Consider the following 25,436-nt stretch of genomic DNA (forward strand, 5'->3'; position numbering starts at 1 on the left):
CGAAAAATGCCCGTTTTGAGAAAATTTTTACCGCTCGTCCTTATCCTGTTCACGTTGTTTTCGTGTAAAGAATCTGAAGAAACCCTCACAACCGATGTGGTCAAGCCACGTCCCGTGGTCGAGAATTTCGGGTTCAATCTCAACGATTTCAGTGTGGTACACGATACCGTGCAAAGCGGCGATACTTTCGGAAGTATTCTCGAGGGGCAAAATCTCGATACCCTTCGCGTGTATGACATCGTCCAAAAAATAAAGGATACGTTCGACGTTCGGGTCATCCGCCGCGGAAAACCCTTTACCTTGTTGCGTGAAAAAGGACGCTACGCCAAACTCAAAGCGTTTATTTACCAACCCGACCGGCAGAGTTATTATGTGGTCGATTTGCGCGATTCGGTGTCGGTGACCAAAAAAGTCAGACCGGTGTTGGTCAAGGAAAGGACCATTGCGGGCGCGCTTGACGGGTCGTTGTCCGAAGCGCTCGAAAAAGAAAAAGTAGACATTGCGCTCGTTTCTCAAATTACCAAGGTTTATGCGTGGTCGATCGATTTCTTCAAGCTCAAAAAAGGCGACAAATTTGCCATCACTTTTACCGAACGCTACATCGACGATACCATCTACGACGGCGTCGACAGCCTCAAGGCGGCTTTCTTTGAATACAAAGGCAAAAAGGTCTACGCGTTTCCGTTCGAGCAAAAACAAGGCTCGGGCAAGCTCGCTTATTTTGACGAACAAGGAAAGGCACTCAAGAATTTCTTTCTAAAGGCACCGCTCAAATACGTGCACATTACCTCGCGTTTTGCCGCCAATCGACTGCATCCGGTGCAAAAAATATGGAAAGCCCACAAGGGCACCGACTACGCAGCGCCAACGGGAACCCCGATCATGACAACGGCCTCGGGCGTGGTCGAACAAACGGGGTATACGGCCGGAAACGGCAATTTTGTCAAGGTCAAACACGACCGCACCTACTCGACGCAGTATTTGCACATGTCCAAGATTTTGGTGCGCCGCGGGCAGCGGGTCACGCAGGGCGACGTAATCGGTCGCGTGGGCAGCACCGGACTTGCGACCGGCCCGCACGTATGTTACCGTTTCTGGAAGAATGGTGTTCAGGTCGATGCCTTGCGACTCAAATTGCCCAACGCCGAACCCATGGACAAGAGCGATTTGCCGCGTTTCATGACCCAAATGGAGCCGCTCAAGCACCAACTCGACAGCATCGCCGAAAAGAAGTTTAAGGATTAGGAGCTATTCCCGCTTTTCGTTTCAATCTTTTTAGGAATTATTCCGTTTTGCTGCATAATTCCTAAAAAGGATTTCCACTGCAAATGCAACGCATTCATCGAATACCGCTGAAAAATGTTGACAAATGAGGTAATCGGGGCTAGAAACTTAACTGCTTCGTAACAAGATTATCGTTAAATTTGCGCTTTCAAAAGCAACAAGATTCTATGTCTTTACCAACGATCAATCCGACGACTACCGCTACCTGGCAAAAGCTCCAGCAGCATTACGATACGATGAAAAGCGTCCATATGAAATCGCTTTTTGAACAAGACGCGAACCGTGCGCAGCATTTTCACTTGAAATGGGAAGACTTCCTGGTCGATTATTCGAAGAACATCATCAACCAACAAACCATCGATTTGCTTGTCGAACTTGCACAGGAGTCCAAGCTCGACCAAGCGATCAAGTCTTATTTCGCAGGCGATGCGATCAACGCCACCGAAAAGCGCGCCGTGTTGCACACTGCGTTGCGCGCGCCTGAATCGGCCCAAATTGCCGTAGAAGGCAAAAATGTGGTGCCCGAGATTTATGCGGTCAAGCACAAAATCAAGACGTTTACGGCCGAAGTGATCAACGGCACGCGCAAAGGTTTCACGGGCAAGCCTTTTACCGATGTGGTCAACATAGGAATCGGCGGTTCCGATTTGGGGCCGGCCATGGTGGTCGACGCGCTGCAGTTCTACAAGAACCATCTGAATGTCCATTTTGTTTCGAATGTAGACGGCGACCATGTGCGCGAAGTGATCAAGCATCTGGATCCCGAAACGACTTTGTTTGTTGTCGCTTCCAAAACCTTTACGACGCAGGAAACGCTCAGCAATGCCGAGACGATTCGCGCCTGGTTCTTGAAATCGGCGACGCAGCAAGACGTGGCCAAACATTTCGTGGCCGTGTCGACCAACATCCAAAAGGTGACCGAATTTGGCATCGACCCCAACAACATTTTCCCGATGTGGGATTGGGTGGGCGGTCGTTTTTCGTTGTGGAGCGCTGTAGGCTTGTCGATCGCACTGGCCGTCGGGTATGATCATTTCGATCAATTGCTTCAGGGCGCCCACGACATGGACCGGCATTTTCAAACCGCGGCATTCGACCAGAATATTCCGGTCGTGTTGGCGCTGTTGAGCATCTGGTACAACAATTTCTTTGGCGCCGAAAGTGAAGCGCTCATTCCGTATACGCAATACCTGCAAAAGCTGGCGCCGTACTTGCAACAAGGCATCATGGAGAGCAACGGCAAGAGCGTAGATCGCGACGGGAATTTGATCGATTATCAAACCGGGACCATCATTTGGGGCGAGCCGGGGACCAATTCGCAACATGCGTTTTTTCAGCTCATCCACCAAGGCACCAAGTTGATCCCAACCGATTTTATTGGTTTTGTCAAGCCTTTGTACGGCGATTTCGAGCACCACGATAAACTCATGTCGAACTTTTTCGCACAAACCGAGGCCTTGCTCAACGGCAAGACCGCAACGCAGGTGATGGCCGAGTTCAACAAGACGCAACTTTCGACGGGAGAGGCCGAATTCTTGGCGCCGTTCAAGGTTTTTTCGGGCAACAAGCCCACGAACACCTTGCTGATTCAAAAGCTCACGCCCAAAACACTGGGTTCGCTCGTGGCATTGTACGAGCATAAGATTTTTGTGCAGGGCGTCATCTGGAACATTTTCAGCTACGACCAATGGGGCGTCGAGTTGGGCAAACAGCTTGCGAATTCCATCTTGGACGAGATACGCACCAATACCGTCAAAAAGCACGACAGTTCGACCGAATTTTTGCTTTCGTACTTTTTGAAGAATAAGTAATTTGAACCCATTCTAGATAAAAACCTCCAATAAAGTGAGGTTTTTTTTGTTATATTTGTTAGACTAAACCAAGAAACATGTACACATTTATACAGAAATTCCATTCGGGATGGGCTTATCTCGCGCTCCTTTTGATTGTGGTGGCGGTGGTCAATTCGATCGTCGGATTGTCCCGAAAAAAGGAGTTTTCGGCCAACGACAGAAAGATGGGGCTGTTTGCGCTGGTCTTTACCCACGTCCAGTTGCTGATTGGGTTAATCCTTTATTTCATTTCGCCTAAAGGTTATGCGTTAATCAGTCAAGTAGGAATGGGCACGGTAATGAAAACTGCCGAATTACGCCTGACTGTCATCGAGCATCCCATCACCAATATCTTGGCCATCCTATTTATCACCATAGGCTGGTCTAAACACAAAAAAGCATCGACTTCCGAAGCGAAGTTCAAATCCATCGCGATTTTTTATGCCATCGGCTTGGTATTGCTTTTGAGCCGGATACCGTGGCAAAGTTGGCTGCAATAGGCGGTCGTATTGCCCTTGCCAGCAGGACTGGCCTATTTAGGAATAGTATTTGTTTAACCGCGCCGAACCTAAACCCGGATTATGAATTTCAAAAAGAATTTATTCGTGTTGTTTCTAGCGGCTTTTTCAGCGGCCTGCTTTGGCCAGGCCAAGCCCATCGAAAAGAAAATCACCCCGAACCCACGTTCGAAAGACACCCTCAAAAACCTAACTGTCAAGGCTGAGCCTGCGTTGATCGATACGCTTACCAACATCAGCCTTAAATTCAAACCCTACAAGAAAGCGGTACACGCTTCGTACTACCACAACAAATTCAACGGGAGACGCACGGCAAGCGGCGCACGTTTCGACAACCAAAAATACACGGCGGCACACCGTAAATTGCCTTTCGGGACGATGTTGCGCGTCACCAACGAGAAGAATGGAAAATCGGTGGTGGTCGAAGTGACTGACCGCGGACCATTTACACGTGGCCGCGAAATCGACTTGACACGCAAAGCGTTCATGGAAATCGCCGACAACAAAAACTCAGGATCCATGTCGGTAACCATCGAAGAAGAGATGCCGCGTTAGTCGCCCGATTTTGTCACGCGGATGCCAATGCCGATTACATTCGGCAAATAGTCGTGGTTGAACCTGTTCGACAAATTGACGGTGTAACTTCCCGCAGACAGGCTTTGGTTTTGGAACACTACCTGCCGCAAATCGCAATAATCTCCGGCACAATCCCCCGATTCCTTGCCGTTGGCGTCCTTCGTACGAATTACGAATGGTTGTGGTGTAGATACCCCGTCGGGGCTTGTCAAGGTGATCTGTATGGGAATCTCGGCAAATTGTACTTCGGCCACATAGCTAAAATCGACAAACAAGTCATAATGGTCCGCGGTGTCCAAGGAAAAGGAATAGGAACGGGTATCCGATCGCTGCCATCGGTTGTCTTCGAACGATGCGTCGAATTGTTTGAACACGACATTGCGATTGCAGGACCACAACACAAAGACGACCACTGTGTAAAAAATCAGTCTCATTTCCAATTCTTAAAGGGATTGTTGCTTAAATGGGCGTTGTAATAACGTACATCGGCGGTCACTTCATCGCCCAACCAATCGGGTTTTTCGAAGGTTTCGTTTTCGTCATGCAGTTCAATTTCGGCCAGAACGAGCCCGTGGTTGTCGCCAGCGAATACATCGACCTCAAAAACGTGTTTGCCGTGACGGATTTCATACCGGATTTTGTCGATTATTCCAGGTTCACACAGTTCGAGCAACGGTTTTGCATCGGACAGCGCCAGTTCGGTTTCCCATTCCAATCTCGTGGTGCCCGAGTCGTTTCCCTTGCCCTTGATGGTCAGGAATCCGCTTTCGCCCTTGATGCGTATGCGTACCGTCCGTTCGGGATGCGAATTCAAATACCCTTGCACGATGCGGGTCTTGGCATGGGCCAACGCTTTGTAATCGTCTGAAAGTACCAGAAATTTGCGTTCGATTTCTACCATGGTTGTTTTATGACCAAGTTAAGGATTTTCCGGCACCAATTTGTATTTTTACGTCAAAGTATGCGTATGAGAAAGAATTCCGCTACTACCCAATTGACACCCGTACAGTGGCTCGAACAGAAGTGTGGGCTGCTTCCTGATTGGTCTTCGCCGCTCGATGCCTTGGTAGAATGGGTACAGACCATTCGCCCAAAGAACCCGAGCAAGGTCGATACCGTCGACCTTTCGGCGTTACTGTCGTTTTTTGCGGCGAATCCGGAATGTGCGGCGCAGTTTTCGGGTTGTGTCAAGGAGGTGTTGCGCGCCAAGCAGTTCAGCAAGTTCTTGTCGGATGCGGCCATCTTGCAGGATGTGGACTTTTTGTTCGAATTGCGCCGGCGGCTGTCTGCCAAATTGCTGCCCTACCAGCCGCAAAAAGACCGGTTGGATTTTGTCTTGAACCAGGTTTTTTATCTGGCGACCGATATCGATTGGATCCAAAAAATCCCACGCGAACAACTCTCGGCTTTGTTCGATGTCCTGCAGTTCCCCAACCTTTACGAATCTGCCGATGCCGACGCGCCGCTATCGGAAATGATGATCGCGATGGATTACATCATCCAACGCATCAGCGGGCGCGCCATGGAAAACGAGGTGATCAAGATGGTGCCTGAGTTCGACGGATACGAAAGTCCTTTCTCGGCTTTTGAAATAGAGTTGCTGCAAATAGAGGAACGGATCAAGTCCAACGGTTCGCATGCGCTGCAACACGACGATTTGTCGTACAGGCAACTGCAGGTATTGCATGCACAATGCGAAGAATTTGTCGAGAAGGCGTTCGCCAATAGCGCCAAGTACGGCATTTCGTTGCGCGTTAACCAACACCTTTTGCGGATCAGACAGCAGTTGAAAAGGCTCAAAGTACTCATGCCGTTGCTGGTGGCCGAATCGAACGACGAGAAAAAGGAAAATACGATCGCGCTGTCGCTTCGGTTGATCGAGTACAATTGTTACAAGAACAACGTACGGCGTTTTATAGCCGAAAGCACGCAGTTGTTGTCCTACGAAATTACCCAACACACCGCCAAGACGGGTGAGCACTACATCACCGAAAGCCGTCGCGAGTATTTCAAGATGTTTTGGGCGGCCTTGGGCGGCGGATTGGTTGTCGGGATACTGTGCATCCTCAAGCTATTATTGGCCAACGTCGACGCGAGTTTTTTTGGACACGCGTTCCTGTACAGTATGAACTACGCCTGTGGGTTCATCGCGATTTACCTGCTTAGCTTTACGCTGGCCACCAAGCAACCCGCGATGACGGCGTCGGCCCTGGTGCGCGCGCTCGAGGAAGGCGCCAAGCAACAAGGGCATGAAGACGAAAAATACTATGCCTTTGCCGTGTTGTTTGCGCGCGTGGCGCGTTCGCAGTTTATTGCGTTTGTGGGCAACGTGGTCATGGCGTTTCCGGTTTCGCTATTGGGCGTTTGGGCCATCGATCAGCTTTTTGGTGTGAACATTGCCGCCTCAAAGTGGCCCAAGCTGTCAACCGATTTGAGCCCCGTACATTCGTTGGCGATCTGGCATGCCGCCATCGCGGGGGTGTATTTGTTCTTGTCGGGAATCATTTCGGGTAGCATCGCCAACCGCGACAAACACAACCAGGTGTACTACCGCATCGAGGAGCATCCGATCCTCAAGAGAACCTTCGGCAAGGCCAAAACCAAAACATTCGCCAAATGGTACGAAAAGCGCTGGGCGGGTATCACCTCGAATTTTTGGTTTGGGGTTTTTATGGGCAGTACAGTACCCGTGGGGTTGTTCCTTGGGCTCAACCTCGACGTGCGACACATTACCTTTGCCAGCGGCAACCTGGCGTTGGCCCTTTTTGGCGCCGATTGGCAACTGGGACCCACGATGCTTTTTTGGGCCATTCTTGGGATAGGCGTCATCGGATTCGTCAATTTCATGGTGAGTTTTGGACTGTCGCTTGGTTTGGCGTTCCGGTCGCGCGGCATGGCCTGGTCGGAACTCGGGTTGGTTTGGCTGTCGGTTTGGCAGCACTTTAAATTCAAGCCGTCTAGCTTTTTTGTCCCCAGCGTGCGCAAAGTGCGTGGCTGACCGATAATCCGTTTGGTTACCTTTATCCCATGGATCCACAAACAACACAACGCAAGATCATCCACGTAGACATGGACGCGTTCTATGCGTCGGTGGAACAGATGGACAACCCGGAGCTGCGCGGCAAACCCATAGCGGTGGGCGGTGGCGGGACACGGGGCGTGGTGTCGGCGGCGAGTTATGAAGCGCGGAAGTTTGGCGTGAGAAGCGCGCTCAGCGGTGTTTTGGCACGTAAGTATTGCCCGGAGTTGATTTTTGTGCGGCCGCGTTTCGACCGTTACAAGGAAATATCGAAAAAAATCCGAAAGATATTCCTCGAGTATACCGATCTGGTCGAACCGTTGTCGCTCGACGAAGCCTACCTCGACGTCACGTACAACAAAAAAGGCAACCCCAGCGCTACGCTGATTGCGCAGGAAATCCGCAAACGTATTTTTGAGGAAGTTGGGCTTACGGCTTCGGCGGGCATTTCGGTCAACAAATTTATCGCCAAGGTCGCGTCGGACTACAACAAGCCGAACGGCCAGAAAACGGTCAATCCGGACGAAGTCATCGCTTTTTTAGAAGAGTTGCCCATCAAGAAATTCTACGGCGTGGGCAAAGTGACCACCGAGAAGATGTACCAGCTCGGCATTTTTACGGGCGCCGATTTGAAGCTAAAACCCATCGAATTCCTCGAGAAGCATTTCGGAAAATCGGGAAGTTATTACTACAACATTGTCCGAGGCATCCACCATAGCGAGGTCCGGCCCGAGCGTACCGCCAAATCGGTGGCCACCGAACACACCTTTCGCGAAAACCTGACATCGGAGATTTTCATGCTCGAGAAACTCGAGACCATCGCGGCCGAACTCGAGAACCGGCTTAAACGCTACAACATCGCAGGAAAAACCGTTACGCTCAAAATCAAATACAGCGATTTTAGCCTGCAAACGCGCAGCAAAACACTGCCCTATTTCATCTCAGACCGATCGTTGCTGTTTGACGCCGCCAAAGAACTGCTGTTCCAGGAGAAGATGAAGGAATCGGTAAGGCTTTTGGGGATTTCGCTCAACAATTTGAACAACGAAGACCGCAAAACACCCGTGGCGGTGCAACTCAAATTCGAGTTCTAAAAAAAAAATCCCGGACAAGCCGGGATTCAAAGTCTTTTACTCCATTTCGGACACACGCAGCGTGTTGACCATGCCTTTGTCGGTTACCGGCATGGCGGCCAGGTTGATCAAAAAGTCGCCCTTTTCGACATAGCCTTTTTCGCGCGCAATTTGGTTGATGTCGGTCACGGTGTCGTCGGTGCTCACGAATTTATCGTAGTAGAACGATTTGACGCCCCAAAGCAAATTGAGCTGCGTCAGGATGCGTTTGTTCGATGTGAATACCAAGATGTGTGCTTGCGGACGCCAGGCCGAAATCTGGAACGCCGTGTAACCGCTGTTGGTGAGCGTACAAATCGCCTTGGCCTTGATCACGTTGGCCATGGTCGCGGCGTGGTGGCAAATCGACTTGGTGATGAAACGCTTGGTACGTACTTGCGGTGTGTTTTGTGGGACTTGGATCAGCGGAGAATCTTCGACGGCTTCGATGATTTGGGTCATTTTTTCGATCACCTGTACCGGATAGTTTCCTACTGACGTCTCGCCCGAAAGCATCACGGCGTCGGCACCGTCCATGACCGAGTTGGCCACGTCGTTGACCTCGGCACGTGTTGGCGTAAGCGATGTGATCATCGTCTCCATCATTTGCGTGGCGATGATTACCGGGATACGCGCTGTTTTGGCGCGGTTGACGAGTTTCTTTTGGATCAGCGGTACTTCGTGCGCAGGGACTTCGACACCCAAATCGCCACGTGCCACCATCAAACCGTCGCAATAGGCCACGATCTTATCGATGTTGGCTACGCCTTCGGGTTTTTCGATCTTGGCAACGATCGGGATTTTGTGTTCTGAATTTTTCATGATCAGGTCCTGCAACTCGATCAAATCTTCGGCAGTCCTGACAAACGACAGCGCGATCCAGTCGACCTTGGCGCCAATGGCGAACAAGGCATCTTTGACGTCTTTTTTGGTCAATGCCGGAAGTGATACTTTGGTGTTGGGCAGGTTGACGCCTTTTTTCGATTTAAGCGGACCGCCTTGTATGACGCGGCAAATCACTTCAGATTTTTTATCGGTTTCGACGGCCTCGAAGATGAGTTTTCCGTCGTCGAGCAAGATGCGCTCGCCCGGATTGACGTCTTTAGGGAATTCCTTGTAGTTCATGTAGACGCGGTCTGCGGTCCCGGGTACGTCTTCGGCGGTTTGAAACGTGATCAAATCGCCATTGTGCACCACCACATCTTCCTTCATTACGCCCACGCGCAATTTAGGCCCTTGCAGGTCGGCAAGGATACCGGTGGTGTACCCAAATTCTTCGTTGAGGCCGCGGATGAGGTCTATCTTATTCTGGACATCGGCATAGTCGGCGTGCGAAAAATTGATGCGAAATACGTTGACGCCCGCATCAATCATGTCTTTCAAGACTTCTCTCGTACTACAGGCGGGGCCGAGCGTGGCTACAATTTTCGTCTTTTTGGTTGTTGGCATTGCTAGAAAATTAAATTGTTCTTTGATTTTATTTTTTCGGGAATGACGGCGTATACGGTCGAAATGCGGTTGATCGACTTGATATCGCGCACCATGTCCTCCATGTTTAACGTGTTGTTGTTGTTCTCAAGTTTGAGAAAATAGTCTACTTTCTTGAGTTCGGGCAGCAAGTAGACCTTGGTCGCGATGTCCTCGGGTGCATCGACAAACAGGTTCGGACGCGTATTTTTTCGCGCCACCGAAATTTCGTTCTTGTTGGGAACCAGGCTCCAGAGAATGTCGTTGGTCTGGTCGTCGAAGGTAAATTTTTGGAAAGAAGCCTCGCCTTCTTTTACGGTGATGCCAATTTCCTCTTTGCTCTTGCACAGCGAAACCGACAGTTTTTGGTTGATGAAGTAGGCCAGTCTATAGTCTTCGAGCGACGAGTGTATCGCGATGAGGTCGTAATCCACTTCGTCAAATTCGTCAAGATGCAATTTATGGACGGCCATATTTCTTGAATAAGCCGTAAAGATAACACTTCTAATTAAGAATAACCACGAAAAAAAAGAGGGTTAACGATAATTTGATAACGAAAACGTTATAGTTTTAAGAAAATTACAAAGTTTTCGTGTCAATTCTTTGCTGGAACGCAAAATAGGCGCGCTGCGATGCTTTTTCTTCGGCTTTCTTTTTGGACGACGCCCGCGCCTTGGCCACGACCTTGTGATCTATGCTGAGTTTGACGCCAAACAGTCGTTCGCCCGTGATTGCATTGTCTTCGAACACGTCGTAATGAAACGTTTTCTTTTCTTTCTGGCACCATTCGATCAGCAGGCTTTTGTAGCTGATGACCTTGCCTTCGAGTCGTGAAATGTCTACATACGGCGTGATGACACGGGTTTGGATGAATTTTTCGCACGCGATGTAGCCCTGGTCGAGGTAGATGGCACCCACCAACGCTTCGAATACGTTGCCGTGGATGTTCTCGCCGAAATGCGCCGTGGGCACCTTGCTTTCGATGAAACGGATCAAATCCAGATCGCGTCCGAGCTCGTTCAAATGCTCGCGGCTCACGATTTTCGAACGCATCTTGGTCAGGTAGCCTTCGTTGCCCATGGGCGCTTCGTTGAACAAATAGGCCGCGATCACCGAACTCAGCATCGCATCGCCCAAAAACTCAAGACGTTCGTAATTGATTGGGTTGCCTTGGTCGTCTACTTTGTTCAAAGACCGATGGGTAAAGGCTTTTTCGTAAAACCCGATCGTAAGGGGCTTGAACCCCAGGATTTTCTCCATGTCGCTAAAAAAAATCCCGTCCTCTTGCGAACGGGATGATTTGGCGAATATTTTTTTGATGAAACGCATTGGTTAGGCATCCAATTTTTTGAACAATACGCAAGCGTTGTGCCCGCCAAAACCAAAGGTGTTGCTCATGGCTACTTTGAGGTCGCGTTTTTGCGCCTTGTTGAGTGTCAGGTTGAGCGATGGATCGATGTTTTCGTCCACGGTAGTGTGGTTGATGGTTGGCGGAATGATGCCGTGGTGGATCGCCAGGATCGAAGCGATGGCCTCGATACCGCCGGCCGCACCGAGCAAGTGCCCCGTCATCGACTTGGTCGAATTGATGTTGATGTTCTTGGCATGGTCGCCAAAAACAGCAGAAATCGCTTTGAGTTCGGCCACGTCACCCAATGGTGTCGAAGTGCCGTGTGTGTTGATGTGGTCTACATCTTCGGGCTTCATCTTGGCATCGTTCAAACAGTTGGTCATCACCGCGATCACGCCAATGCCTTCTGGATGTGGCGCCGTCAAATGGTACGCGTCCGAAGACATGCCGCCGCCGCCAATTTCGCAATAGATTTTTGCACCGCGCTTTTTGGCGTGTTCATAATCTTCGAGCACCAAGGCACCTGCACCTTCGCCGAGCACGAATCCGTCGCGCGTGGCATCGAACGGACGTGAGGCGGTTTCAGGCGATTCGTTTCTGGTCGACAATGCGTGCATCGAGTTGAATCCGCCCATGCCCGCAATGGTGATGGCCGCTTCCGATCCACCCGAGATGATGACGTCGCACATACCCAAACGGATGTAGTTGAACGCGTCAATCAAGGCGTTGGCCGATGAGGCGCATGCCGAAACTGTCGTGTAATTTGGTCCCATATAGCCGTTGCGCATCGAGATGTGCGCCGGCGCGATATCGGCAATCATTTTGGGGATAAAAAACGGATTGAACTTGGGTGTTCCGTCGCCTTTACCGTAATAAAGCACCTCTTCCTGGAAGGTTTCGAGCCCTCCGATTCCGGCGCCCCAGATTACGCCGACACGGTATTTGTCGACGTTGTCTGCGGTAAGCCCGGCATCTTTGATGGCTTCGTCGCTGGCGGCAATCGCATACTGCGCGAATTTATCCAACCGGCGCGCTTCCTTGCGGTCCATGTAGTCTTCTATGTTGAAGTTTTTGACCTCGCAGGCGAACTTGGTTTTGTGTTTTTCCGTATCGTAGTAAGTAATGGGTGCGGCGCCGCTTTTGCCATTGATGAGCGAGTTCCAATATTCCTGAATATTGTTCCCAATGGGGGTCAGTGCGCCCAGACCTGTTACAACAACCCGTCTTAATTCCATACGTTGTGTTTTTAGTTTTTGGTGTAAACAAATAATACCTATGCTTTTTTAGGCGAATCAAAAAAAGACACAGGTACTACATATATTATTGTTGATTGTACGTCAATCAGGCATTCTTGCAAAAACAATAACACCCGTTTTAAAAATTCCAAATTTCAAAATTCCAAACTCCAATTCTTGAAGAAACCTACAAATTTAAAAAATCTGTCGTGATTTGGGATTTGCGATTTGGTGCTTAAAAAGCGGGTGTGGTATGATTATTTTTTTGCTTCCTCGATGTAAGAAATGGCTTGACCAACGGTGGCAATGTTTTCAGCTTGGTCATCTGGGATTTGGATGTCGAATTCTTTTTCAAATTCCATGATCAGCTCAACAGTGTCTAATGAATCAGCTCCCAAATCGTTGGTGAAGCTTGCTTCTGTTACAACTTCGTTTTCGTCAACGCCTAATTTGTCTACGATAATCGCTTTAACTCTTGATGCAATGTCTGACATAATCTCTAATTTTAAAATTTAAATTGTTGGCAAAAATAAAAAACTTTATTTGATTACCATGTTTTTCTGTTAAAATAAAATATGACACTAATTTAGAAAAAATTATTTCACAAAGCCTGTGCCGGGCTATTTATTATCATTTATTATGCGTTTTTTTGCGGGGTTAATTTCACGTGATGAAAAAGATTGTCCTATTTGCATCAGGGTCGGGGTCTAACGCCGAAAACATCATACGGTTCTTTGCCCAACGCGCTCATGGCGAAGTGGTTGCCGTTTTTTGTAACAATCCGCATGCCAAGGTGATCGATCGCGCCGAAAACCTTGGTGTTCCTGTAGTTGTATTCGACAAGGAAGCGCTACATGGCGAAAGTGTACTGCTCAAATTGCGCGCTTTTGGCCCCGATTTGATCGTACTGGCCGGTTTCTTATGGATGTTCCCCGCGCACATCATTGCGGCCTTTCCGAACCAAATCATCAACATCCACCCGGCGTTGTTGCCCAAGTACGGCGGCAAGGGTATGTACGGCATGCACGTACACCGCGCCATTCGCGAGGCCAACGAAACCGAGACCGGCATTTCAATCCATTATGTCGATCCGCATTACGACGAAGGCGATTTGATCTTCCAGGCCAAGGTGCCCGTCGAAGCCCATGATACGCCCGAGCAGATCGCGCAAAAAGTCCAACAGCTGGAATACGACCATTTCCCTAAAGTTATCGAACAATTACTGTTAGGGGTCAATAAAAAATAAACAATAGAAATAAACAATACCGTGTCTCACGAAGTCCACATCTACACCGACGGCGCCGCCAAAGGAAACCCCGGGAACGGCGGTTACGGCGTCGTGATGGAACTCGTCGGGACGGGCTACCGCAAGGAATTCTACGAAGGATTCCGGCTCACGACCAACAACCGCATGGAGTTGCTCGCGGTGATCGTCGGGCTCGAAAAACTCAAGCAGCCCAACAAGAAAGTTCTCGTGGTCTCCGACTCCAAATATGTGGTCGATTCGGTGGTCAAGGGTTGGGTATTCGGCTGGGAAAAAAAAGGGTTCGCGGGCAAGAAAAATCCCGACCTGTGGCAGCGCTTCCTCAAGATCTACCGCCAACACCAGGTCGACTTCAAGTGGATCAAAGGCCACAACAACCATCCGCAAAACGAACGCTGCGACCAACTGGCCGTCATGGCGTCGATGCAGCCCAAATTGTCGGTAGACGCCTTTTATGAGCGCGAGGAACAGCGGCTGCTGTAAACCTAAACCAGCCCTTGGCTCATGACCCACGACAAAAACTCATGCGTCGATTTGGTGTGCGTCTTGGCCAGGATGTTTTTGCGGTGCGTATCTACGGTATGCTTGCTGATGAACAGCCGCTCGGCAATTTCGCTCGACATCAATCCCTTGATCAAAAGCGCGACGATTTCCTTTTCGCGCCTGGTGAAAATTTCTGGCGAGGGTTTGTAATGCGGCGCGACTTGTACGTGGTAATACGACGGCTCACCGCTTAATCCGATGAACGAAAGGCTCGAGACTTTGTCGGTCTTGAGGTGGCTGATGTCCGTATGCACGCCCATGCTTACCTGCAGGTTTTTGTCGTCGTCATATTGCAGGGCCACCACCTGCTGCAGGATGCGTACATAATGCCCAGATTGGTGCCGCACGCGGTAGTCGTAACTCACTTTGTACAGCGGGATTTTCTCGAGCGGCAGTTTCTTGAAAAAATCGATGACCGTGGTTTCATGGTTCAAAAACACATGCTGGTCCTCCGGATGCACGTTGGACATGAAAAAAGCCAAGTCGATTTCCTGCGCCTCATAGCCCAATACTTTTTTGACCTCCGGGCTGATGAAGCGAAATTCCACGCGCGCAATATCAAAAATGTAGTAGTAGTAATTCCCGACATGGAAAATATCGGTGAATTTTTTGTACAGCTGCAGCTCGAACGGCTCCTCGTTGGGCAGGTTGTTCTGCGACATGCGGTTCCAGACTTTTTTGGCTTCGGTAAAAAACGAAAGTTCCATGGCTTGGGTTTGGGGCTAATGTAGCAAAAAATAGGTACGGTGCAAAAATACCAGATAGTGGGTATTGTGTTGGTTTTGAAAAGTTTGTTGGTTTGTGGGTCAACATCTAAAATAAAATGAAATGAGAAACCATATCAAGGCCGTACTTTTCATCTGCATTTTTATCGTGTCAATGGTGTCCTGTTCCGACAAGGATGAAAAGCCTATTGTAACGACAAAGCCGAGCTCCGATTTCACCATCTATAAAAACCAAACAGGAAGTCCGAATGCCGATGCGTTGCAGGCACGTTTCAAGAATGAACAATTGGAAATCAACATCTACGGATTATTTGATTCCGACAACAACCCTACGCAAATCAAGACCGTCACCTATCAAAAGGCCAACAATGATACGCTGGTCAATTTGATCATCGACCCGGCGATCAACCGGATTTCGTCGGCGTTTTACAGTGTCAACGGTGTCAACTCGCCCGTGGTACTGAAATTCGATTATGTTGAAGGCTCGCCAAACACGTTCGATGTTTCTTACAACGAGTACAATTGGGACAACCATACCGCCGAAGTATTCTATGCGGTTCGTGTCGAAAACAATGCTGGTACGGCCAATGATACGTTCAATCCTTTCTTTGCCGACAGAGGAGGTATCCCAACATTTGCCGAAAGCGTACAAGCAGTAGGCATAGGTATCGCCGTGGTTGAAGGAGTTAATTTGGGCATAGCCGGAATCGGCGCTTTAACGCAAGCCGGTGCGGCTTTGCTGGCAGCCGCGAGTGCATCAGGATTGATTGTGCCTTTAGCTGTGGGAACCATCCTGTATGTACTGGTGCCCGAGCTTGCCGGTGCATCAGAATTACCGCCATCAGATTTGAATTATCCGCCGAACGTGCCGCCCCATAATCCTGTTCAACCCGCCAACGATCCTACGTCAAACCTTCAAACCTCAAACTGCAACACGGCCAATATTTCCTTTGTGGCTTCGATGGATCAATACGGGAGTATCGCCATTACACAAGTAAACGGCGGTCAAGCGCCTTATACCTATATGGTGGGTTCCGGTTTTCAAGGCGGGCAAATATTTTCGAACAATTACCAAAACGGGAGTTATCTGGTGGGTGTGAAGGATGCGAATGGTTGTGTTAGTGTGAAGATTGTGGCTTTGACACGCGAAATCGATTGTGATGATTCTACTTTGCAGGTTACGACTTCGGCAACCTCGAATAGCGCGACGGCAAACGCCACTGGGGGAACCGCACCGTATATTTATTTGTGGAGTAACAATAGTACGAACGCTACTGCGACCGGACTCACGCCGGGAATTTATAACGTTACGGTGACCGATGCAGAGGGATGTGAAAAAAGTGGTTCAGCTTTAGTTACCGATACGGGACTAGTTGGCACTTGGACGAGACCTAACGGAACCGCAGGTTATTGTTCTGGCGCAAATTTAAATGATGTCTATGTTTTCGCAACAGACAATACATTCACACGGCAAAAATCGTTTGTGGCAATTCCTAGTTGGGGTGGCGATCCATATTGTAGTCCAAGTTTGACCACTGGCACATATATAGAAAATGGGGCATTTTTTAATTTCACATCAGGGGCAAGCTATAACGGCTACATAAGTGGATATCAACAAACTTTTACCGATGAGATAATCAGTGTCACGGGAACAACTTTAACAATTCATTCCACAGCCGGTAACGGAGAAGTTTATATAAGGGTATACACAAGGCAATAAACTAATTTAAGCTTGGAACTCCTTAATAAACCAGCACAAAACCGCCTGTAAACTAAATGAGCTGGTTTCGGTCAACGGTTGATCAGTCTTTACCAAAACATTACTTTGCAACTTTCAAACATAAAAAGTATCTTTGCGCCTTTAATTCCAAAATTAAATGAACAAACTACTTATTGTCGGAACCGTCGCTTTCGACGCGATCGAAACGCCTTTCGGCAAAACCGATAAAATTTTAGGCGGTGCCGGTACTTACATCGGGCTGTCGGCTTCGTTCTTCAACCTGCAATCGGCCATCGTTTCGGTCGTAGGCGACGATTTCCCGCAAGAATATTTGGATTTGTTAACCGCCAGAAACATCGACATTTCGGGACTCGAAATCGTCAAAGGCGGCAAGACGTTCTTTTGGGCGGGCAAATACCACAATGATTTGAATTCGCGTGACACCTTGGTCACCGAACTCAACACCTTGGCCGATTTCAACCCTGTCGTTCCGCAAAATTTCAAGAACGCCGATGTGGTCATGCTCGGCAACCTGCACCCGCTTGTCCAGGCGAGCGTTTTGGACCAAATGACCCAAAAGCCGAAGCTCGTCGTGCTCGACACGATGAACTTCTGGATGGATTGCGCACTGCCCGAACTGCTTGCCGTGATGAAGCGCATCGATGTAATCACGATCAATGATGAAGAGGCAAGACAATTGTCTGGTGAATATTCGCTTGTCAAGGCAGCGGCCAAGATCCATACGATGGGCCCGAAATATGTCGTAATCAAAAAAGGAGAACACGGTGCGCTGTTGTTCCACAACAAAGAAGTATTTTTTGCCCCAGCTTTGCCGCTTGAAGAAGTTTTCGATCCAACGGGAGCCGGAGATACTTTTGCCGGAGGTTTCGCCGGATATATCGCACAAAGCGAAAACGTGTCGTTCGAGAACATGAAGAACGCCATCATTTACGGGTCGAACCTCGCGTCGTTCTGCGTCGAGAAGTTTGGGACCGAACGAATGGAAAACCTGAAAAAAGAAGAAGTGGTCGAAAGGCTCAAACAATTCAGAGCGCTCACCCAGTTCGACATCGCCTTACAATAGCATACTTACGCCTCGGAAACGGGGCGTTTTTTATTGAACAAAGTCGTAAAGTCTGAAGGTCGTAAAGTCCTAAAAGCCTGAAGACGCGATTAAGAAATTGAAAAACAACACAATGAAATTCATAACATAAATATTGCCGTTACTTGTCTTTCGACTTTATGACTTTATGACTTTCGACTAAACAACACACAATGAGCGACAAACTCAACCACGAATGCGGCATTGCAATGCTTAGATTAAAGAAGCCGCTGGATTTTTACAAACAAAAATACGGCTCGGCGTTCTACGGCATCCAGAAAATGTATTTGCTGATGGAAAAACAGCACAACCGCGGGCAGGACGGTGCCGGATTTGCGTCGATCAAATTCGACATGCAGCCGGGCGAACGCTACATCAGCCGTGTGCGTTCGAACGATGCCCAGCCGATTCAGGACATTTTCATGCAAATCAACCAGCGCATCAACGAGGAGTTGGCCGCGCATCCCGAATTGGCCGACGATGTCGCCTGGCAAAAACAACACATCCCGTACATCGCCGAATTGTTTTTGGGGCATGTGCGTTACGGCACTTTCGGCAAGAACAGCATCGAAAGTGTACACCCGTTTTTGCGCCAGAACAACTGGATGCACCGGAATTTGATCGTGGCGGGTAATTTCAACATGACCAATGTGACCGAATTGTTCAACAGCTTGGTCGAGCTCGGGCAACACCCGAAAGAAATGGCCGATACGGTGACGGTGATGGAAAAAATCGGGCATTTTCTCGACGACGAAGTCACCGATTTGTACCAGGAGTGTAAGGAGCAAGGGTTGTCCAAACGCGAGGCTTCGCCCGTCATTGCCGACAAACTCGATATTGCCCGTATTTTGAGACGCGCCTCTAAGGGCTGGGACGGCGGCTATGCGATGGCCGGACTGTTCGGGCATGGCGATGCGTTCGTGTTCCGTGATCCGGCGGGCATCCGTCCGGCGTATTTTTATGAAGACGACGAGATTGTGGTGGTCGCCTCGGAAAGACCGGTGATCCAAACTGTATTCAACGTGGCGTTCGACAGCGTACAGGAGCTCACGCCGGGCAACGCACTTATTATCAAAAAGAACGGCGAGGTGTCCGAAAAAGAAATTATTCCACCGGTCGTCAAAAAAGCCTGTTCATTCGAACGCATCTATTTTTCGCGCGGCAGCGACGCCGAGATTTACGAAGAACGCAAACAGCTGGGCAAGTTGGTGTTGCCCGCCGTGCTCGAAGCCATCGACAACGATACCGACAACTCCGTATTCTCGTACATCCCGAATACGGCCGAGGTTTCGTTTTTTGGTATGGCCGAAGCCGCCAACGACTTTTTGAACCAACGCAAAAACCAGTATATCCTCGACAACAGAAAGACTTTGACCAAGGAAAAACTCGAGGAAATTTTATCGGTCAAGATCCGCACCGAGAAAATTGCAATCAAAGATGCCAAACTGCGCACCTTTATTACCGAAGACAGCAGCCGCGACGATTTGGTCGCGCACGTATACGACGTGACCTATGGCGTGATCAAACCCACCGACAACCTGGTGATCATAGACGACAGCATCGTACGCGGTACCACGCTCAAGATGAGCATCATCAAAATGCTCGACCGTTTGAAACCCAAGCGTATCGTGATCGTGTCGTCGGCGCCGCAAATTCGCTATCCCGATTGTTATGGCATCGATATGGCCAAACTCGAAGGCTTGGTGGCGTTCAAGGCCGCGCTCGAATTGCTCAAGGAACGAAACCTGTACCACATTGTCGATGAAGTCTACGCCAAATGCAAGGCGCAGGCCAACCACAAAGACGTCGATGTGGTCAACCACGTCAATGCGATCTACGAACCGTTTACAGACCAGGAGATTTCAGACAAGATTGCCGAGATGCTTTTGCCCGACAACACCAACGCCCAGGTCAAGATCATTTTCCAAACCGTTGACAATTTACATAAGGCTTGTCCGAAGAATTTAGGCGATTGGTATTTCACAGGCGACTATCCTACACCCGGCGGAAATCGAGTTGTTAACAAAGCATTCATGAATTTTTACGAAGGAAAAGACGCCAGAGCGTACTAATAATCAACTATTTTGTGCACTTTATCGATTATTGATGTAGTTCATCTAATTTTTTTGTTAACAACTTAACCTCGGTATACATTTGAATCACCATAGCATTAGTAGGTTAAGTTTATGGTAGATTTGGGGCAAAAAGGGTGAAAGCAATTTCACCTTTTTTATTTTGTACAGGTTCGGAATTTTGGTTTTACTGTAAACAAAATTCTTTCATATAGAAGCGGTTCGGATTGACGGATCGCTTTTTTTTTTGAGAGTCAAGAATCAAGAGCCAAGACATTTACCGTAAATAAAAACAAAAGCGGATTCAATAGTTTGAATCCGCTTTGTTATTGAATCAATCCGAGCAAGTCTTGACTCTTGGCTCTTGAATCTTGACTCTAAAAAAGTTATTTCTCCGTCGCGTATCTTCTGGCGACTTCCGTCCAGTTGATCACGTTGAAAAACGCTTCGATGTAATCGGGACGACGGTTCTGGTAGTTCAAATAGTAGGCGTGCTCCCAAACATCCATCCCTAAAATCGGTGTACCGCCACAGCCCACTTCGGGCATCAACGGATTGTCCTGATTTGGCGTCCCGCACACGTCGAGCTTTCCGCCCGGCTGTACGCAAAGCCAAGCCCAGCCTGAGCCGAATTGCGTAGCGCCTGCCTTGGCAAATTTGGCCTTGAATTCGTCGAACGAACCAAAGTCGCGCTCTATGGCTGCGCCCAGTTCGCCGTTGGGTTGTCCGCCGCCCGTTGGGCTCATCACGGTCCAAAACAGGTTGTGGTTGTAAAAGCCGCCGCCGTTATTGCGTACGGCTGCATTTTTTTTGTCGAGGTTGATCAAAATATTCTCGATCGTCAAGCCTTCGAGGTCGGTTCCTGCGATGGCCGCGTTGAGGTTGGTCGTATAGGCGTTGTGGTGTTTGGTATGGTGTATTTCCATCGTACGCGCATCAATATGAGGCTCGAGCGCATCGTATGCATAAGGTAATTTTGGTAATTCAAATGCCATAATGATCGATTTAATTGGTTTGTAAATATTTTATTCAAATTTAAACATTTAACTTTGGAAAGCGCAATCCTTTTTCGTTATAATTTCATTAAAGCGATTGATGATTGGGAGCTATTTCCCGCTTTCGCCATTATCTTTGTTCGTACCTCACAAAGGATAATTTGGCTTAATCGGGGCTAGGGCATCTGCGTTTTAATACCGTTTACGTGACCAAAACAAGACCATCCTTTTCCATATACGACGCTTCGGCCGGTTCGGGCAAAACCTACGAACTGGTCAAGCAATACCTGCGCATCATCCTGACCGCGTCAAGAGACGATGCGTATCGAAATATTTTGGCCATCACCTTTACGAACAAGGCGGTGCACGAGATGAAATCGCGCATCGTGGGCAGCCTGTCCGATTTTGCGAGCGACCAACCCAGCACCAAGGCGCAAAAACTCATGCAGGATTTGGCCGAAGATACCGGTCTAAAAGTCCCCGAAATTGCGCAAAAAGCCAAAAAGATCATCCGGCACCTGATCCACAACTACGCGGCATTCGACATTTCGACGATCGATAAGTTTACGCACCGCGTGATCCGCACCTTTGCACACGATCTGGATTTGCCCGTCACTTTCGACGTATCGCTCGATACCGACAACCTGCTCACCGAAGCCGTAGACGCACTCATCGCGCAAGCCGGCGAAGACCCGGAACTCACCAAGTTACTCGTCGATTTCACGATGGAAAAAACCGACGACGACAAATCGTGGGACATTTCACGCGAGATTTTCGAGACGGGCAAGCTCGCGCTCAACGAGAACAACCGCCACGAGATCGCGCAACTCGGCAACAAAACCATCTCCGAATTTGTCGCGATCAAGAACAAATTGGCCGAAGCCGCGGCTGCGCTCGAAGCCCAGAACAAACAGCTCGCATTGCAAGCCATTGCGTTGATCGACCAAAACGGGATCAATCCGCAGTCGTTTTCCCGCGGGACTTTCCCGAACCATTTGGGCTACATCCGCGACGGAGTCTTGAAAAGTACGCACAAGCGTTTTCACGAACCCGAGGACATCGCCATCAACAAAGCCGCCACCGATCGCGCGCTTATCGAGCCCTTGATTCCCGAATGGCTGTCGATTCTTCGAACGGTGTACCGCAACGAAGAGAAACGCGATTTTTACCGCGCCTTTCTGCGCAATATCACGCCGTTGTCGTTGCTCAATACGGTCACGCAACAGCTCGATACGATCCAGAAAGAACAGAACATACTGTCGATTTCGGCGTTCAACGCCATCATCCACGAAAAGATCAAAGGACAACCCGCGCCTTTTATTTATGAGCGTTTGGGGGAACGCTACCGACATTTTTTTATCGACGAATTCCAGGACACGTCCGAGATGCAGTGGCAAAACCTGATCCCGCTCATCGACAATGCATTGGCCGGTCAAGACGATTCGGGCCAAAAAGGCACCCTCATGATCGTCGGCGATCCCAAACAGTCTATTTACCGTTGGCGCGGTGGCAAGGCCGAACAATTCATCGACTTGGGCAAGGACGGCGACCAACACATTCCGTTCAGCAACAAAGAGCGCAAGAAAATATCGCTCAAGAAAAATTGGCGCAGCTATTCGCAGATTGTCGATTTCAACAATGCTTTTTTTGCGATGCTTGCCACCGAATTTGAACATCCGGACTACCGCGAACTCTATGAGCAATACAGTTTCCAGGAGTCCAACGACAAGGCGGGCGGGTTTGTCAAATTGTCGTTTATTGATGCTGACATTGACAATGAAGAAACCGAGGACGAATCAAACGATCAACAAAGCCGCTATGTCAGGGCCACGTTACAGGCCATCCACGAAATCCGCGCCAAAGGTTTTCGCTACGAAGACATCGCCGTTCTGACGCGCAAACGCGGTCAAGGCGTGGCCATCGCCAACTACCTGACCGAGCAGCAGGTGCCTTTGCTTTCCTCGGAGACGCTCATGATCGCCAATTCGGGCGATGTGCAGCTGATTGTTTACCTGTTGCGGTACCTGCAAAATGCCTTCGATTTAGAAGCCAAGGCATATTTCCTGCAAGGTGTCAGCAATCATTTGCAACACAAAATGCCGGTCCACGATTTTATCGCCGCGGGTATGGGGTTTGATGTCGAAACCGAATTCGAACGATGGCTGCAGCAATTCGATGTGACGATTTCGTTTCAGGAAATCCGTAAAAAGTCATTGTACGAAGCAGTAGAGACGATCATTTCCAAATTTGTCGTTCATCCCAACAATGCTTATGTACAGTATTTTCTGGACATTGTTTTGGAACGCGACATGCGGGCGCAGGCTGGGATTTCGGACTTTTTGGATTTTTGGGACAAATCGGGCACGTCGTTCAGCATCCCATCGCCCGAAGGCAAGGACGCCGTGCGCATCATGACGGTGCACAAATCGAAAGGGCTCGAGTTTCCGGTGGTCATCTTTCCGTTCGCCGACGAAGACTACAACCGAAAACCCAAAAGCAAGATTTGGGTCGAGAGCGATGTAGACGAATTTGGCCTTGAGAAAGTATTGGTAGAGAACAGCAGCATCGTCGCGGGATTCGGCCAAAGTGCCGCACAGGTCTTTGCGCAAAAAAAACAGGAAGAATTGCTCGACAACATCAATGTGTTGTATGTAGCGCTCACGCGCGCCGAGGAACAGCTTTATATTATTTCAGACAAAAACCTGAACGCCAAAGGAGAATCCAAGGCCAACACCATGTCGGCTTTGTTCTTGCGGTTCTTGACAGAAACAGGAAAGTATCAAGCCCATTTGGACACGTACACGTATGGAAATCCCGAGAAGTTATCACCGACGGCGCCGCCCGCACCGGGTGAATCGGTCATTCCTGTGGTGGCCCAAACGCTCAATCCAGAAAACATCAAAATCGCCAAGCGCGATGCGCTCATGTGGGGAACGCACCAACAAAAGGCCATTGGTTATGGGAACAGCGTCCACGAAATTTTATCGTATGTAAATACCGCCGCCGATATCCCCATCGCGATAGAAAAGGCGCTCGAACAAGGCTTGATTTCGGTGGCCCAGGAACCAGATGTCAGGGGTCGTATCGAGGCGGTTGTTGGACATTCTGAACTGGGTGTTTTTTTTGCGATGGGCCAACGTGTGCTCAACGAACAATCGATCCTTCATCCGACGCTGGGAACCATCAAGCCCGACCGTATGGTACTTGATCCAGATGGGACGGTGTTGCTGCTCGATTACAAAACTGGCCAGCCCGAAGCCAAGCACGCCAAACAACTCGAGACCTATGAATCGGCCATTGGTTCGATGGGTTACCGCGTGACCAAAAAGGTATTGGTTTACCTGGGCGAGACGCTAAAAATTGTACCTTTGCAAAACGACTAACAACAACTTTATGTACGGTAAAATCAAACAATACCTGCAGACCGAACTGCAAACCATCGAAGACAACGGACTTTTTAAGAAAGAACGCATCATTACCTCGCCGCAGGGCGCGGAAATAACGGTAAACGGAAAAACGGTGCTGAATTTTTGCGCCAACAACTACCTGGGGTTGTCTTCGCATCCCGAGGTCATTCAAGCGGCCAAAAATGCACTCGATACGCATGGTTTTGGCATGTCGTCGGTACGGTTCATTTGCGGGACGCAGGACATCCACAAAACCCTTGAAGCAACCATAGCCGATTTTTACGGCACCGAGGACACGATTCTTTACGCGGCTGCATTTGACGCCAACGGCGGTGTTTTCGAGCCTTTGTTCGGCGAAGAAGACGCGATCATTTCGGACAGCTTGAACCACGCCTCGATCATAGACGGCGTGCGGCTTTGCAAGGCCAAACGCTACCGTTATGAGAACAGCGACATGGCCGATTTAGAGCAGCAATTGATAGCGGCCAACCAGGCGGGCGCACGGTTTAAAATCATCGTGACCGACGGTGTGTTCTCGATGGACGGCGTCGTGGCGCCACTCGACAAGATTTGCGACTTGGCCAACCAATACGACGCGCTGGTCATGGTGGACGAATGCCATGCCGCAGGATTCATAGGGGCGACGGGCAAAGGCACCATGGAGGCCAAAGGCGCGATGGGTCGCATCGACATCATTACCGGAACGCTCGGCAAGGCGCTCGGCGGCGCGATGGGCGGTTACACGACCGGTAAAAAAGAAATCATCGAAATGTTGCGTCAGCGTTCGCGTCCGTATTTGTTTTCGAATTCGTTGGCGCCGGCCATCGTAGGCGCGTCGATCAAGGTTTTCGAATTGCTCAAGAAAGACACCGCTTTGCGCGACCAACTCGAATGGAACACCAACTATTTCAAGAAAGGAATGAAAGCGGCCGGATTCGACATCATCGACGGCGACTCGGCCATTGTGCCGGTGATGCTTTATGATGCCAAACTGGCGCAAACCATGGCGGCCCGATTGCTCGACGAAGGCATTTATGTCATCGGGTTTTTCTTTCCCGTCGTACCTAAGGAAAAAGCGCGCATCAGGGTGCAGTTGTCGGCCGCGCATACACAGGCCCATTTGGACAAAGCCATCGAATCTTTTACCATTGTAGGTAAATCATTAAAAGTTATATAATCTCCATTTTTGCAGATTTTTGCCCGTTTTTTTTAAC

General features: G+C 49.3%; 22 protein-coding genes. 13 read left to right on the plus strand and 9 right to left on the minus strand.

Going from position 1 to position 25,436, the window contains the following annotated elements:
* The first annotated feature begins 15 nt into the window (after nucleotides 1-15).
* The 4 genes from BLP55_RS08240 (at nucleotide 16) to BLP55_RS08255 (ending at nucleotide 4,189) form a co-directional block, all read left to right on the plus strand.
* Nucleotides 16-1,245 carry a M23 family metallopeptidase gene (locus tag BLP55_RS08240; protein WP_091142174.1) on the plus strand — a complete coding sequence of 410 codons (1,230 nt, stop codon included), beginning with the start codon at nucleotides 16-18 and terminating at the stop codon, nucleotides 1,243-1,245.
* Nucleotides 1,246-1,451: 206 nt separating this feature from the next.
* Nucleotides 1,452-3,095, plus strand: coding sequence for a glucose-6-phosphate isomerase (gene pgi / locus BLP55_RS08245; RefSeq protein WP_091141879.1), 1,644 nt, complete (start codon nucleotides 1,452-1,454; stop codon nucleotides 3,093-3,095).
* Between the two features lie 77 nt (nucleotides 3,096-3,172).
* Complete coding sequence (locus BLP55_RS08250; RefSeq protein ID WP_091141882.1) at nucleotides 3,173-3,616, plus strand: hypothetical protein; 444 nt, start codon at nucleotides 3,173-3,175, stop codon at nucleotides 3,614-3,616.
* 81 nt (nucleotides 3,617-3,697) lie between these two features.
* On the plus strand, nucleotides 3,698-4,189 hold the full coding sequence (locus BLP55_RS08255) for a septal ring lytic transglycosylase RlpA family protein (protein ID WP_091141886.1): 492 nt from the start codon (nucleotides 3,698-3,700) through the stop codon (nucleotides 4,187-4,189).
* Here the strand turns inward: BLP55_RS08255 and BLP55_RS08260 are convergent.
* Both BLP55_RS08260 and BLP55_RS08265 read right to left on the minus strand, forming a co-directional pair.
* Nucleotides 4,186-4,644: a gliding motility lipoprotein GldH family protein gene (locus tag BLP55_RS08260; protein WP_091141889.1), complete on the minus strand. Its 459-nt coding sequence runs from the start codon at nucleotides 4,642-4,644 to the stop codon at nucleotides 4,186-4,188. The two genes, BLP55_RS08255 and BLP55_RS08260, sit on opposite strands and share 4 nt — an antisense overlap.
* Nucleotides 4,641-5,111: a CYTH domain-containing protein gene (locus tag BLP55_RS08265; RefSeq protein ID WP_091141892.1), complete on the minus strand. Its 471-nt coding sequence runs from the start codon at nucleotides 5,109-5,111 to the stop codon at nucleotides 4,641-4,643. Before BLP55_RS08265 ends, BLP55_RS08260 begins: the two co-directional genes overlap by 4 nt.
* A 66-nt stretch (nucleotides 5,112-5,177) precedes the next feature.
* Between BLP55_RS08265 and BLP55_RS08270 the strand changes: the two genes are divergently transcribed.
* Nucleotides 5,178-7,208, plus strand: a complete 2,031-nt coding sequence (locus BLP55_RS08270) for a recombinase (protein WP_170826820.1) — start codon at nucleotides 5,178-5,180, stop codon at nucleotides 7,206-7,208.
* A 29-nt stretch (nucleotides 7,209-7,237) separates the two neighbouring features.
* Nucleotides 7,238-8,323, plus strand: coding sequence for a DNA polymerase IV (gene dinB / locus BLP55_RS08275; protein WP_091141898.1), 1,086 nt, complete (start codon nucleotides 7,238-7,240; stop codon nucleotides 8,321-8,323).
* 36 nt (nucleotides 8,324-8,359) lie between these two features.
* Here dinB and pyk read toward each other — a convergent pair whose 3' ends face one another.
* The 5 genes from pyk to BLP55_RS08300 all read right to left on the minus strand — a co-directional run bounded on the left by pyk (nucleotide 8,360) and on the right by BLP55_RS08300 (nucleotide 12,888).
* Complete coding sequence (pyk, locus tag BLP55_RS08280) at nucleotides 8,360-9,790, minus strand: pyruvate kinase (protein WP_091141900.1); 1,431 nt, start codon at nucleotides 9,788-9,790, stop codon at nucleotides 8,360-8,362.
* Between the two features lie 2 nt (nucleotides 9,791-9,792).
* Nucleotides 9,793-10,281, minus strand: coding sequence for an IPExxxVDY family protein (locus BLP55_RS08285; protein ID WP_091141903.1), 489 nt, complete (start codon nucleotides 10,279-10,281; stop codon nucleotides 9,793-9,795).
* A 106-nt stretch (nucleotides 10,282-10,387) separates the two neighbouring features.
* Complete coding sequence (rnc, locus tag BLP55_RS08290) at nucleotides 10,388-11,137, minus strand: ribonuclease III (protein WP_091141905.1); 750 nt, start codon at nucleotides 11,135-11,137, stop codon at nucleotides 10,388-10,390.
* Nucleotides 11,138-11,140: 3 nt separating this feature from the next.
* On the minus strand, nucleotides 11,141-12,394 hold the full coding sequence (gene fabF / locus BLP55_RS08295; RefSeq protein ID WP_091141908.1) for a beta-ketoacyl-ACP synthase II: 1,254 nt from the start codon (nucleotides 12,392-12,394) through the stop codon (nucleotides 11,141-11,143).
* Between the two features lie 257 nt (nucleotides 12,395-12,651).
* Nucleotides 12,652-12,888, minus strand: coding sequence for an acyl carrier protein (locus BLP55_RS08300; protein ID WP_007137004.1), 237 nt, complete (start codon nucleotides 12,886-12,888; stop codon nucleotides 12,652-12,654).
* A gap of 176 nt (nucleotides 12,889-13,064) precedes the next feature.
* On the opposite strand from BLP55_RS08300, the gene purN reads away from it, so the two are divergent.
* Entirely contained in the window at nucleotides 13,065-13,640 is a 576-nt protein-coding gene (gene purN / locus BLP55_RS08305) for a phosphoribosylglycinamide formyltransferase (RefSeq protein WP_091141910.1), read from the plus strand.
* A gap of 21 nt (nucleotides 13,641-13,661) precedes the next feature.
* Nucleotides 13,662-14,141, plus strand: coding sequence for a ribonuclease HI (gene rnhA / locus BLP55_RS08310; RefSeq protein ID WP_091141912.1), 480 nt, complete (start codon nucleotides 13,662-13,664; stop codon nucleotides 14,139-14,141).
* Nucleotides 14,142-14,143: 2 nt separating this feature from the next.
* Here the strand turns inward: rnhA and BLP55_RS08315 are convergent, their stop codons facing one another.
* A complete protein-coding gene (locus BLP55_RS08315; RefSeq protein ID WP_091141915.1) occupies nucleotides 14,144-14,908 on the minus strand; it encodes a LuxR C-terminal-related transcriptional regulator in 765 nt (254 codons plus the stop codon).
* A gap of 121 nt (nucleotides 14,909-15,029) precedes the next feature.
* On the opposite strand from BLP55_RS08315, the gene BLP55_RS08320 reads away from it, so the two are divergent.
* The 3 genes from BLP55_RS08320 (at nucleotide 15,030) to BLP55_RS08330 (ending at nucleotide 19,820) form a co-directional block, all read left to right on the plus strand.
* Nucleotides 15,030-16,646 carry a hypothetical protein gene (locus BLP55_RS08320; protein ID WP_091141918.1) on the plus strand — a complete coding sequence of 539 codons (1,617 nt, stop codon included), beginning with the start codon at nucleotides 15,030-15,032 and terminating at the stop codon, nucleotides 16,644-16,646.
* A 157-nt stretch (nucleotides 16,647-16,803) separates the two neighbouring features.
* Nucleotides 16,804-17,730 carry a PfkB family carbohydrate kinase gene (locus BLP55_RS08325; RefSeq protein ID WP_091141920.1) on the plus strand — a complete coding sequence of 309 codons (927 nt, stop codon included), beginning with the start codon at nucleotides 16,804-16,806 and terminating at the stop codon, nucleotides 17,728-17,730.
* A gap of 191 nt (nucleotides 17,731-17,921) precedes the next feature.
* A complete protein-coding gene (locus BLP55_RS08330) occupies nucleotides 17,922-19,820 on the plus strand; it encodes an amidophosphoribosyltransferase (RefSeq protein ID WP_091141922.1) in 1,899 nt (632 codons plus the stop codon).
* Nucleotides 19,821-20,206: 386 nt separating this feature from the next.
* Here the strand turns inward: BLP55_RS08330 and BLP55_RS08335 are convergent, their stop codons facing one another.
* Nucleotides 20,207-20,815 (minus strand): superoxide dismutase, encoded by a 609-nt coding sequence (locus BLP55_RS08335; RefSeq protein ID WP_091141924.1) that lies wholly within the window; start codon nucleotides 20,813-20,815, stop codon nucleotides 20,207-20,209.
* A gap of 206 nt (nucleotides 20,816-21,021) precedes the next feature.
* Between BLP55_RS08335 and BLP55_RS08340 the strand changes: the two genes are divergently transcribed.
* Both BLP55_RS08340 and kbl read left to right on the plus strand, forming a co-directional pair.
* Complete coding sequence (locus BLP55_RS08340) at nucleotides 21,022-24,198, plus strand: UvrD-helicase domain-containing protein (RefSeq protein WP_091141926.1); 3,177 nt, start codon at nucleotides 21,022-21,024, stop codon at nucleotides 24,196-24,198.
* Between the two features lie 10 nt (nucleotides 24,199-24,208).
* Entirely contained in the window at nucleotides 24,209-25,399 is a 1,191-nt protein-coding gene (gene kbl / locus BLP55_RS08345) for a glycine C-acetyltransferase (RefSeq protein WP_091141928.1), read from the plus strand.
* Nucleotides 25,400-25,436: the final 37 nt, after the last annotated feature.

Origin of the sequence: Flavobacterium caeni (assembly GCF_900101895.1) — a bacterium.
Lineage (GTDB): Bacteria > Bacteroidota > Bacteroidia > Flavobacteriales > Flavobacteriaceae > Flavobacterium > Flavobacterium caeni.